10 protein-coding genes are annotated in these 10,838 nt (G+C 65.8%); 5 read left to right on the top strand and 5 right to left on the bottom strand.

Translation table 11 applies throughout. The annotated features are described in order from the left end of the window. Window positions 1-158: 158 nt before the first annotated feature. Window positions 159-797: a hypothetical protein gene (locus tag ACQKDV_RS12115; RefSeq protein WP_427783980.1), complete on the bottom strand. Its 639-nt coding sequence runs from the start codon at window positions 795-797 to the stop codon at window positions 159-161. A 146-nt stretch (window positions 798-943) separates the two neighbouring features. Between ACQKDV_RS12115 and ACQKDV_RS12110 the strand changes: the two genes are divergently transcribed. Further along, window positions 944-2,242 (top strand): MFS transporter, encoded by a 1,299-nt coding sequence (locus ACQKDV_RS12110; RefSeq protein WP_427783979.1) that lies wholly within the window; start codon window positions 944-946, stop codon window positions 2,240-2,242. On the opposite strand, the gene ACQKDV_RS12105 is transcribed toward ACQKDV_RS12110, so the two are convergent. Both ACQKDV_RS12105 and ACQKDV_RS12100 read right to left on the bottom strand, forming a co-directional pair. Next, window positions 2,223-2,684, bottom strand: a complete 462-nt coding sequence (locus ACQKDV_RS12105) for a bacteriohemerythrin (protein WP_427783978.1) — start codon at window positions 2,682-2,684, stop codon at window positions 2,223-2,225. The genes ACQKDV_RS12110 and ACQKDV_RS12105 overlap by 20 nt on opposite strands. A gap of 72 nt (window positions 2,685-2,756) precedes the next feature. Continuing rightward, entirely contained in the window at window positions 2,757-4,109 is a 1,353-nt protein-coding gene (locus ACQKDV_RS12100; RefSeq protein ID WP_427783977.1) for a diguanylate cyclase, read from the bottom strand. A gap of 200 nt (window positions 4,110-4,309) precedes the next feature. Between ACQKDV_RS12100 and ACQKDV_RS12095 the strand changes: the two genes are divergently transcribed. Then, complete coding sequence (locus tag ACQKDV_RS12095) at window positions 4,310-4,699, top strand: hypothetical protein (RefSeq protein ID WP_427783976.1); 390 nt, start codon at window positions 4,310-4,312, stop codon at window positions 4,697-4,699. A gap of 53 nt (window positions 4,700-4,752) precedes the next feature. On the opposite strand, the gene ACQKDV_RS12090 is transcribed toward ACQKDV_RS12095, so the two are convergent. Further along, a complete protein-coding gene (locus ACQKDV_RS12090) occupies window positions 4,753-6,393 on the bottom strand; it encodes an MASE1 domain-containing protein (RefSeq protein WP_427783975.1) in 1,641 nt (546 codons plus the stop codon). A 203-nt stretch (window positions 6,394-6,596) separates the two neighbouring features. Continuing rightward, complete coding sequence (locus ACQKDV_RS12085) at window positions 6,597-7,874, bottom strand: NAD(P)/FAD-dependent oxidoreductase (protein ID WP_427783974.1); 1,278 nt, start codon at window positions 7,872-7,874, stop codon at window positions 6,597-6,599. Between the two features lie 162 nt (window positions 7,875-8,036). Here ACQKDV_RS12085 and ACQKDV_RS12080 point away from each other — a divergent pair, with 162 nt between their 5' ends. The 3 genes from ACQKDV_RS12080 to ACQKDV_RS12070 form a co-directional block, all read left to right on the top strand. Then, window positions 8,037-8,798 carry a gamma-glutamyl-gamma-aminobutyrate hydrolase family protein gene (locus tag ACQKDV_RS12080; RefSeq protein ID WP_427783973.1) on the top strand — a complete coding sequence of 254 codons (762 nt, stop codon included), beginning with the start codon at window positions 8,037-8,039 and terminating at the stop codon, window positions 8,796-8,798. Further along, the gene (locus ACQKDV_RS12075; RefSeq protein WP_324808521.1) at window positions 8,795-10,192 is read left to right on the top strand and encodes a glutamine synthetase family protein; all 1,398 of its coding nucleotides are present in this window, start codon (window positions 8,795-8,797) and stop codon (window positions 10,190-10,192) included. The genes ACQKDV_RS12080 and ACQKDV_RS12075 overlap by 4 nt, the downstream gene beginning before the upstream one ends. A 94-nt stretch (window positions 10,193-10,286) precedes the next feature. Further along, the coding region (locus tag ACQKDV_RS12070) for an extracellular solute-binding protein (RefSeq protein ID WP_427783972.1) at window positions 10,287-10,838 on the top strand (552 nt) is incomplete at its 3' end.

The following is a 10,838-nucleotide window of genomic DNA, read 5'->3' as shown; positions in this document are numbered from 1 at the left end:
CTCGGCTGCTCTCCGCTTTTCTGTAGAGCCGAGCCCATGCTCGGCCGCTCTCCGCTTTTCTGTAGAGCCGAGCCCATGCTCGGCCGCTCTCCGCTTTTCTGTAGAGCCGAGCCCATGCTCGGCCGCTCTCCGCGAAAAGCAGTCGAGCAAGCTTGACGCTACCGGCAGCGTTCGCTCACCACCCGCACCGCTTCGCGCAGCGCCTGCCGGTCCATCTCCTCCACCGCGCCCTGGAAGTATTCCATGTCCTGCCTGCCCAGCGCGCAGGGATCGACGATGTAGCCTGGTGGCCAGGTCCCCAGCAACTGCGCTGCCCCCTGCACGATCTGCTCGGGCGTCATGGTCCTGCGGATGCGGAAGTGGTGGCGCCGGGGCGCGAACGCAGCGTGTACCTCGCGGCGGCCGATCAGCTTCGGTGCGACGCCCCACGCCGTGATGCCATCACCGCCGGCGATGCCGTCGGCCGGCAGGCCCAGCCGCAGGGGCATGGTCTCCGCTGGAATGTCGCTTTCCGCCAGTTCCGGAGACGTTTCGGCGCGTACCGCGTGGCTGGTCGGACGCGCGGCAGGTGGCGCGGCGGAAGCAGTCTCAGGTGCGACACGGTCATCCACGGGCCGTGGCACCGGCGGCAACCAGCGCAGGCCAATGCGGTCTTCATCCCTCGCCAGCGGATCAAGCCGGCCGCTCTGCCACAGCCATGCGCCCAGCAAGGCATGCAGCAGCACCACAACCAGCCAGGCCACCGTACGCGGTACCTGTGGTGAATCGGACCAGCGCAACGCAACCACAGGGGCCATCGGCGAAGCATCCATGCGGGGACCGGTGGCGCAGCGTAACCACCCCGCAGAAAAATTCCGTTGGCATCGGTGTCGGCTGAAACCATCGTCCCGGCAGGCCGCCCGCGCGTGGCAGAATCGGTCGGTCCGCCTTCCACGCCTTGCCGATGTCCTCGATCACTGCCGCCGCACCGCCCGTGAATTCTCCCAGCCGTATCCTGCTGGCCAGCCTGATCGGCACCACCATCGAGTTCTTCGACTTCTACATCTACGCCACCGCAGCGGTGCTGGTGTTCCCGCACCTGTTCTTCCCGGAAAGCAGCGACCAGGCGGCTCTCCTGCAGTCGCTGGCGACCTTTGCGGTGGCCTTCATCGCGCGCCCGGTGGGCTCGGCCGTCTTCGGCCATTTCGGTGATCGCATCGGTCGCAAGGCCACACTCGTGGCGGCGCTTTTGACCATGGGGCTGTCCACGGTAGCCATCGGCCTGCTGCCCACCCACGCGCAGATCGGCCTGTGGGCCCCTGCACTGCTGGCGCTGTGCCGCTTCGGCCAGGGTCTGGGGCTGGGCGGGGAGTGGGGTGGAGCGGTGCTGCTGGCCACCGAGAACGCACCGCCGGGCAAGCGCGCCTGGTACGGCATGTTCCCGCAGTTGGGCGCGCCGCTGGGTTTCCTGCTGTCGGCCGGCATCTTCCTGCTGCTGGGGCGCTGCCTGGGCCAGCAGGACTTCCTGCAATGGGGCTGGCGCATTCCCTTCGTGGCCAGCGCGCTGCTGGTCGGGCTGGGCCTGTGGGTGCGCCTGAACATCCACGAGACCCCCGATTTCCAGCAGGCGCTGGAGCGCAAGGCCCCCGTGCGCCTGCCGATGTGGACGGTGCTGCGTGACCACTGGCTGCCCATGCTGCTGGGAACGCTGGGCGCGTTCGCTACCTTCGTGCTGTTCTACCTGATGACGGTGTTCAGCCTTGGCCACGGCACGGCGGTACTGGGCTACAGCCGCGAACAGTTCCTGCTGATGCAGATGGGCGCGATGCTGTTCTTCGCAGCTGGCATCCCGCTGTCGGCGCGCTACGGCGACCGCTGGGGCACGCGCCGCACGATGGTGTTCGCCAGCCTGTTGATCCTTGGCTTCGGCATCCTGTTCGCACCGCTGTTCCAAGCGCACAGCCCGGGTCTGGTGTTCACTTTCCTGTGCCTGGGCCTGTTCCTGATGGGCCTGACCTACGGACCGTGTGGCACGTTCCTGGCCGAGATCTATCCGGTGGAGGTGCGCTACACCGGCGCATCACTGTCGTTCAACCTTGCGGGCATTCTCGGCGCGGCACCTGCGCCCTACCTGGCCACCTGGCTGGCCGAGCGGTTCGGCCTGGTCGCGGTCGGCTATTACCTGTGCCTGACCGCAGTGGCCACCTTGTGTGCGCTGCTGGCCCTGCAGCGGCGCGCCCAGCTCAGCCAAAGATCCGCTTGAGCGTGCGGCCCAGCCAACCGCCGCTCTGATGCTCGCGGGCGAACTGGTTGAGGTGCGCCTTGACCTGTTCGGCGTAGGCCTGGTCATCGCCACGGATGTGGTTGAACAGCCACCTTGAAAGCATCGTGCGCAGCTCGTCGGTGATGTCTTCGCCGGCCTGGAAGCGCAGGCGATACTCGGCCACGCGCTTGATGAAGATCTCATGCACCCGCTTGTGCGCGGCACAGAACGGATAGCCGGCTTCCTCCATCAGTTCTTCCTCGAACGCGAAGTGCGACATGGTGTAGTCCACCACTTCGTCGATCACTTCGGCCACCACCGCCGTCTGCAGCCCTGCCTGGGCCACGTGCAGGTGGTTGAGCATGTCCACGATGCGTCGATGTTGCTGGTCGATCACATCGATGCCGATGTTCAGATCGTCCTGCCAGACCAGTAGTGCCATCCCCGGCTCCCCCTTCATTCTTGTGTCGGGGGCGACTGTAGGACCGCCGCGCCCAGGCGGCGTTGATCTGGATCAAAGCGGGGCGGCCATCCCCGCTTCGCGCGGGCGCAGCGGACCGGCCACGGTGGTGCAGCTGACCCGGTTGCGGCCGGCCGCCTTGGCCAGGTACAGCTGGCGGTCGGCCTCGGAAATCAGCCGGTGCAGCGCATCGCGCTGCGGGCGCAGGCAGCACAGGCCGATGCTGACGGTCATGCGCAGCGTGGCTGTGCCAATGTCGACCTCCAGCGCGGCAATACGCTGGCGCAGCTCCTCGAAGTAGGCCATGGCGGCATCCTGCTCCATGTCCGGCACCAGCAGGCAGAACTCTTCGCCGCCGAAGCGGGCGATCAGGTCCTGGCTGCGCGCATGGTCGCCCACCACACGTGCCACTGCGCGCAGCGCATCGTCGCCGGCTTCATGGCCGTAGGTGTCGTTGATGTGCTTGAAGTGGTCGATGTCGATCATCGCCACTGCCACGCATTGGCCGTGCAGTTGCAGCTGCGGCAGCTGGCGCTGGCTCTGTTCCAGGAAGCAGCGGCGGTTGGGCAGGCCGGTGAGGAAATCGCGGGTGGCCAGATCCTGCAGCGTGCCGATCAGTTCCAGCTGGTCCACGTTCTGCGAGACCCGGCAGAAGAATTCCTCGCGGGAGAAAGGCTTTCGCAGGAAGTCGTTGGCCCCGTTCTTCAGGAAGCGCGGGATCAGCGAGGCATCGGTATTGCCGGAAATGCCGATCACCGCCACTTTGTCACGCGAACGCAGGGTGCGCAGGCGGCGGGTGAATTCAACACCCTGCATGCCCGGCATCTCCTGGTCGACCACTGCCAGGCGGATGGCCGGGTGGGCTTCGATCGCGGCCAGCCCCTGGGCACCATCGGCGGCCTCGAACACTTCATGGCCATACATGCGCAGCAGCGCGGCGGCATAGCCGCGGGCCGAGGGCGAATCGTCCACCACCAGCGCGGCGATGCGTCGGTTGCGTTCCAGCCGCTGCACCAGCCACACCAGGTAATCGATGCTGCCCGGCGTGTTCTTCAGCACGTAGTCGATGATCTGCTGCTGAAGGACACGCTTGCGCAGGTCCTCGTCATAGACGCTGCTGACCACCACGGTAGGCAGGTCACGTTCGAGGAAGAACTCGACCACCGCATCGCGGTCGCCGTCGGCCAGCACCAGCCCGGTCAGTACCAGGAACCAGCCTCCTTCGTCGCTGAGCAGGCGGCCGGACTCGGCCAGGGTGGAGGCCACCACCACCGGCAGTTCCAGGCGCTGTTCAATGGCTTCGCGCAGCATGCAGGTAAACGCACGTGAATTTTCCACCAGCAGGATCCGCTGCGGAAGGGAATCGGCCAGGTCGCCATCGACAACGACCTGTGGCGGGACGGGCATGCGGAGGCTCACGTGAGGGAGGGGCGCTCGGGACGATTAGCGGCGGTTTCGGGGGAAACTTTAGGCCAACGCGGTAAATGTTTCCGCCGAGCGCCATACGCCGACCGCGAAGCGGTTAGTATCGCGCTGAGGTTCCCGACATCAACTTCAACCTGGAGGTCACTGTGCGATTCCTACGTTATGGTGCAGCTGCTGGACTCATGATGCTTGCCGTAGTGCCCGCCTACGCGGGAGGTCCCTCGGATTTTCACGGAAAGCCGCTGGCGACTGCGGGACTGGGTCAGTCGGCGCCGCTGGCTGTGAACCTCAGCCAGGATCCGGCGTGGTTGCTGTATGGATTCCAGCGTGATGGCGTGACCTACCTGCAGGTCAATGACCTCGTGGGTAACGTGCAGCTGATCATCGGCAATGCAGGGGGGGCCTACTTCGCGCTGCCTGCCGGCAGCAACGCGGCGAAAGTGTCAATGCCCGATCAGCGTATCAGCGTGCCTGCCGGTGCCGTCCGGTCCCCGGTCTACCAGGCAAGCGACTTCTCGTTGGTCCGCTACCGCAGTGGCGATGAAGTGATCTGGTCGGTAGAGACGCCTTGAGCAGCAGGTGATGCAGGCGGGACGGTGCCGTGGCGTTGCGGTGCCGTCCTGCTTCAGGCGCGGGCCTGTGGCTGTTCCCCGTCGACGGATGCGCTGTGGTTCACAGGATGGAATGCCATGAGGGAGGTCGGTGCGCCCGTCTCGATCAGTACAATCCTCAGCCGATTGCGTCGTGGCTGTACCGACCCGCCATACGCCATCGCACGACCCGCCAAGCGTTCAATGGCAGCATCACGTGTTTCCGGTGACAGCACGCGGTAACCGTCCAGCAATGCAACAGTCATCACTATGCCGCGGTGCGAACCGCTCCTGCCGCAGCGCGCGCGCACCTGGATCTGGCCTGTTTCGTTGTTGAGCAGCAGGGAAACCGCATCGTTGAGCGCGCGGTAGGCTGCCAGCTGCATGCCGACGCCGAGCTGGCACGGGTCGCCGACCAGGCGCGGGCGCATGACTCGATGGCTCAGGTCCCAGGCTTCGCGGACGCCGCCTGCCTGGAGCGCAACGTACAGTCCCAGATGCTCCAATGCTGCCGGATAAACCATGCTTGTCTGTTCGCGAAACTGACGCGAATGAACCGAAGCCACGTGCAGGAGACGATTGGCAACGGATGGGTGCCCTTGTGCGCTGAGCCAGTTTGCGACCTCGCCAAGCGAGGTGTCGATACCATCGCCCAGCTTCCTGAGATGGCGCGCGCGCTCACGAAGGTCCAGCTCGCTTGCGACCAGAGAGTTGCGCGCGTGCCTGAGTGCATCGCGTTCGCCCACTTCACCCAGGCGCGAGCGATGATAGTAATGAGAGATACGTGATCCCAGCACCAGCAACGCAACACCGGTTGTCGCCATGATCTGCTGGGTTGCGAAGGCGGCTGCATCAAAAGCGCCGGTATACGGGCTGGGCGTGGACAGCCCAATGATCAGGTTGAGGGATGGAACGCCGATGGCTGCGCCGCGCCAGCCATACAGGCAGGTCATCACCACTACCGGCATGGCCATCAGCAGCTGTATGGATGTTTTGGCGTTCACCTCGCCCAGCGGCAGGTGCTGCGCGTAGAGCCCCAACAGGATCATCAAGGCGACTGCTGCCCCTGTCTGAAGGACGAATCCCGAGCTCCACGCGGCGTGGTCGTTTCGACGGATCCACAGCAGCGCCAGAGGCGCAAGCGTCAGGATGCCGATGAAATCGCCGACCACCAGGCGCGCGATGCTGGCAAGAACAGGTATCGCCGGAGGCACCGGCCACAGCAGGTGCGCCAGCAGCAGGTTCATTGATGTGACCACTACGGCACATGACGCGGCAACGGAGATAAGCCACGCGTTCCTGCTGGTGGTCATGAACCTTCGGTGCAGATGCACGATCAACATGACGGCCGGCATCAACAAGGTCGAACCCAGTACCACCCAGGCCAGTCCATACTTCTCGATCATGGGCACGCGCATCTGCGCGAAGTAGGCATACTCGCCCAGCAGCAGGTAGGGCCACAACCGCGGCGGGCAAAGGAGGACTACGGCAACGCGGACCCCCGCGGGCAGATAGAACTGGTCCAGGGAAAGCTGGCGGGTGGCCCAGCATGCGATCGCGTAGAGCGCAGCCAGCGCAAGTCCTGCCGGATGGACGCGCAATTTCAACTGCAGGCCTTCATTCCACCAGTTCAATCGTACTTCCCCTTCCTGTGTACGTGCCCTGCCAGCTTCCATTCGCCCCGGGTCCGATTGAACCGACGGTATCGGCAGGCGTCCGAATATGCAATCGGCACAGCCTCCGAATTCACAAGTGAGAAGGTCATCACACGACTGTTGTGACTTGCCGATGCCAGCCTGCGCCGGGAACGGCTGCGGTCATTCAGTACTGAAACGGTATCGGTGGGTGCAGATGACGGGATGATGGGCAGGCAATTCCATTACCACAGCGCGTCCCGCAGCTTGTACCACGACATCGCCGCCACCAGCAGCGGCGTGCGCAGCAACCGACCTCCGGGAAAGGGCGCGTGCTGCAGGCGCTGGAACACATCCAGGCGCGTGCTCTGGCCATCGATCGCGGCCGCGATCACCTCACCGGCCAGCCCTGCGGCGGCCACGCCGTGCCCGGAAAAGCCCTGCGCGAAAAACAGGTTGCCGCCCAGCCGGCCCCAGTGCGGGGCGCGGTTGCGGGTGATGTCCACATAGCCGCCCCAGACCTGTTCCACGGCCACATCGGCCAGCTGCGGGAAGACCCCGTGCATGCGCCGCTGCATCACCCCGCGCAGTCCCGGTGGCGGCAGTGCGGAATAGCTGGCCCGGCCACCGAACAGCAGCCGGTGGTCATGGCTCAGGCGGAAATAGTCCAGCGCCCACGCGGTGTCGGCCACCGCCATGTCGTTGCGGATCAGCTGCCGTGCACGTTCGGCGCCCAGCGGCGCGCTGGCGCCGATGTAGGTACCGACCGGCATGATGCGGCGCTCCAGTTCCGGCAGCAGCCCCTGCAGCCAGGCGTTTCCGGCGACCACAAGCTGCGCGGCACGCACGCTGCCCCGCGCCGTGTGCAACATCGCCTGCGTACCGCGCTGCACGCGGGTGACCGGCGAATGTTCGTGGATGATCACGCCTGCCGTACGGGCGGCATCGGCCAGGCCGCGTGCGTAGGCCAGCGGATGCAGGTGTGCGCTGAGCGGGTCGAACATCGCAGCGCGGTAGCGCGGGCTGTCCAACTGCGCGCGCAGGGCATCGCGTTCCCACCACTGCATGGGGTACGCGTAGTGGCGCTGCAGGTGTTCGCAGCTGGCCCGCAGGCCGCGTTCATGGCGTGCGCGGATCGCTACGCTGGCATGGCCTTCCACCCAGTGGCAGTCGATGCCGTGGCGCGCGATGCGTTGGCGCATCGACTGCACGGCCTCGCGCGACCAGTCGAACAGGTGGCGGGCGTCGTCGCGGCCGAGCTGCCGTTCCAGCTCATCCACCTCGCAGCCATAGCCGACCAGCGCCTGCCCGCCATTGCGCCCGGACGCGCCCCAGCCGATGCGCTGCGCTTCCAGCAGCACCACGTGGTAGCCACGCAGGGCAAGCTCAAGGGCGGCGGTCAGGCCGGTGTAGCCTGCGCCGAGCACCGCCACATCGGCCTGCACATGGCCCTGCAACGGGGGCAGGGCAGCCGGCTCGGGCAGGCTGCCGGCGTACCAGCTGGGCGGAAATTCCGCGCTCACCGCCGTCCTCGCGGGTGCGGGGCGGCGGGGCAGGGCGCGGGAGGATGATCGCTGTTCACCGGCATAGTCTGGCCGATGCACGACCGCTGGGGTGTGACGGCGACGACTTGCCGCCTGCGCGCGCCGGCGGTTACTTTGCCGTCAACGCCAAGGAGTTTTCCCATGCGTCGCCTGCCCTGGGTGGGCCTTCCCACCGACAGCACCGTGCTCGGCCATCACCGTTTTGCGGTGGCCGTCGAAAAGTACGTGCGCGCACTGGTCGATGCGGCCGAGGTGACTCCGCTGGTGCTGCCCAGTCTGCAGCCGCCTCTACCGGCCGACGCGTGGCTGCAGGGCCTGGATGGGCTGCTGTTGACCGGTGCGGTCAGCAACATCGCGCCGCAGCACTATGAAGGAGGCCGCAGCTGGCCGGGCAACCTTCATGATCCGGCACGCGATGCCAATGCCTTCGGATTGCTGCGGGCGGCGCTGGCGCTGGACCTGCCGGTGCTGGCCATCTGCCGCGGTTTCCAGGAATTGAATGTGACCCTGGGCGGCAGCCTGCACCCGCAGGTGCAGGCGGTGCCGGGCCTGGCCGACCATCGTGAGGATCCGCAGGCACCGGTGGCAGCGCAGTATGGGCCGGCGCATGCGGTCACGCTGGCCGATGGTGGCTGGCTCGCGCAGTGGCAAGGCAGCGACCGGGCGCAGGTCAATTCCGTGCACGGGCAGGGCGTTGCCCGGCTGGCGCACAGCCTGCAGGTGGAAGCCTGGGCTGAAGATGGCCTGGTCGAGGCCGCACGCAGCCGCAGCCATCGCTTCGTCCTCGGCGTACAGTGGCACCCGGAATGGCGTGTCATGCAGGCGCCCTTCTATCACGCTATTTTCCGTGCTTTCGGCCAAGCTTGCCGGCAGTACCAACAGAAACGAGTGGATTCCCGATGAGTTCCCGACCTCGCCCGCGCAAGACGGCCACGCCTCCGGCACCGCAGGAAAGCAGCCTGCTGCGCTGGTTGAAGGAGCGGCGCATCACCGAGGTCGAATGCCTGGTGCCGGACATCACCGGCAACGCGCGCGGCAAGATCATTCCCGCCGACAAGTTCTCGCACGACTACGGAACGCGGCTGCCTGAAGGCATCTTCGCCACGACCGTCACCGGCGAATTCCCCGATGACTACTATGACCTGACCTCGCCGTCGGATTCGGACATGATGCTGCGCCCCGATCCGGATACGGTGCGGATGGTGCCGTGGGCGGCCGATGCCACCGCACAGGTGATCCACGATTGCTACACCAAGACCGGCGAACCGCACGAACTGGCACCGCGCAACGTGCTGCGCCGGGTGCTGGCCGCCTATGCCGAACTGGGCCTGCGCCCGGTGGTGGCACCGGAGCTGGAATTCTTCCTGGTGCAGAAGAACACCGATCCGGATTTCCCGCTGCTGCCGCCGGCCGGCCGTTCGGGGCGCCCGGAGACGGCGCGGCAGTCCTACTCGATCGATGCGGTCAACGAATTCGATCCCATCCTCGATCTGATGTACGACTACGCCGATGCGATGAAGCTGGATGTGGATACGCTGATCCACGAATCCGGCGCGGCGCAGCTGGAAGTCAACTTCACCCATGCCGATGCGATGGACCTGGCCGACCAGGTATTCCTGTTCAAGCGCACCATGCGTGAAGCGGCGATGCGCCACGGCGTGTATGCCACCTTCCTGGCCAAGCCGATGGAGAATGAGCCGGGCAGCGCCATGCACATCCACCAGAGCCTGGTGCGGGTGAGCGATGGCAGCAACGTGTTTACCGGCGAGACCCATGGCGAAGGCGAGTTCAGCCCGGTGTTCGGCCACTATCTTGGCGGCCTGCAGAAGTACGTTCCGCAGGCGATGGCCTTCTTCGCGCCGAACGTCAATTCCTACCGGCGCCTGGTGTTTGGCGAGGTGTCCCCCAGCAACACGCACTGGGGCTATGACAACCGCACCTGCGGCCTGCGCGTGCCGCTGGACACGCCGGAGAACATGCGGGTGGAAAGCCGCTTCGCCGGTTCCGACGCCAACCCTTACCTGGCGATGGCGGCGACCCTGGCCTGCGGCCTGCTCGGCATCCGCGAGCGGCTGGCCCCGGACGCCCCGGTGACCGGCAGCGCCAAGGAACTGGGTTACAACCTGCCGCGCTCGCTGGGTGAGGCGCTGGACGGCCTGGAACAGTGCGCCGAACTGCAGGCGCTGCTGGGCGAACGCTTCTGCCGTGCCTACATCTCGGTCAAGCGCAAGGAATACGAGACGTTCTTCCGCGTCATCAGCTCCTGGGAGCGTGAGTTCCTGCTGTTGAACGTGTGAAGACGCGGAATTGATGAATGATTCGCCGGGGGGTAGGCTGGCACCCGTCGCCGGCCCTGCCGGCCTCCCCCCATTCCGCATTCTGGAGCACCCGATGAAGCTGCGTATCCTCACGCTCGGCCTGGCCTCCGCCTTGCTGGCCGCCTGCGGCGGTGGCAACGGTGGCGCACAGGACAGCCAGGTCCTGAACGTCTACAACTACAGCGATTACATCGCCGAAGACACCATCCCGAACTTCGAGAAGGAGAGCGGGATCAAGGTGACCTACGATGTGTTCGACAGTGACGAGATGGTCGAGACCAAGCTGCTGGCCGGCAACAGCGGCTATGACGTGGTGGTGCCCACGCTGAACTTCTTCGGCCGCCAGATCCAGGCTGGCGTGTTCCTGCCGCTGGACAAGAGCAGGATCCCGAACCTGGCCAATCTGGACCCGTCGGTGATGAAGCGCATCGCCACCCAGGACCCGGACAACAAGTACGGCGTGCCTTACATGATCGGCACCACCGGCATCGGCTACAACGTGGACATGCTGAAGGAGCGTTTTGGCGGCAGCGCTGACATCGCCAACAGCTGGGACCTGGTGTTCAAGCCCTACCGCTTTGCCAACAAGGCGTTTCTTGACTGGCATGGTGCCGAACTGGCGGGC

The sequence above is a fragment of the Stenotrophomonas sp. NPDC077659 genome, from assembly GCF_050268705.1.
In the GTDB taxonomy this organism is placed as follows: domain Bacteria; phylum Pseudomonadota; class Gammaproteobacteria; order Xanthomonadales; family Xanthomonadaceae; genus Stenotrophomonas.
This window is presented reverse-complemented; position numbering and strand designations above follow the sequence as displayed.

What these genes read in the sequence shown, in the direction of transcription:
- ACQKDV_RS12110 (WP_427783979.1), top strand. Translation starts at nt 944, where the DNA reads ATGTCCTCGATCACTGCCGCCGCACCGCCCGTGAATTCTCCCAGCCGT.
- ACQKDV_RS12090 (WP_427783975.1), bottom strand. Translation starts at nt 6,393, where the DNA reads ATGGAAGCTGGCAGGGCACGTACACAGGAAGGGGAAGTACGATTGAAC.
- ACQKDV_RS12100 (WP_427783977.1), bottom strand. Translation starts at nt 4,109, where the DNA reads ATGCCCGTCCCGCCACAGGTCGTTGTCGATGGCGACCTGGCCGATTCC.
- ACQKDV_RS12115 (WP_427783980.1), bottom strand. Translation starts at nt 797, where the DNA reads ATGGCCCCTGTGGTTGCGTTGCGCTGGTCCGATTCACCACAGGTACCG.
- ACQKDV_RS12105 (WP_427783978.1), bottom strand. Translation starts at nt 2,684, where the DNA reads ATGGCACTACTGGTCTGGCAGGACGATCTGAACATCGGCATCGATGTG.
- ACQKDV_RS12075 (WP_324808521.1), top strand. Translation starts at nt 8,795, where the DNA reads ATGAGTTCCCGACCTCGCCCGCGCAAGACGGCCACGCCTCCGGCACCG.
- ACQKDV_RS12080 (WP_427783973.1), top strand. Translation starts at nt 8,037, where the DNA reads ATGCGTCGCCTGCCCTGGGTGGGCCTTCCCACCGACAGCACCGTGCTC.
- ACQKDV_RS12095 (WP_427783976.1), top strand. Translation starts at nt 4,310, where the DNA reads ATGATGCTTGCCGTAGTGCCCGCCTACGCGGGAGGTCCCTCGGATTTT.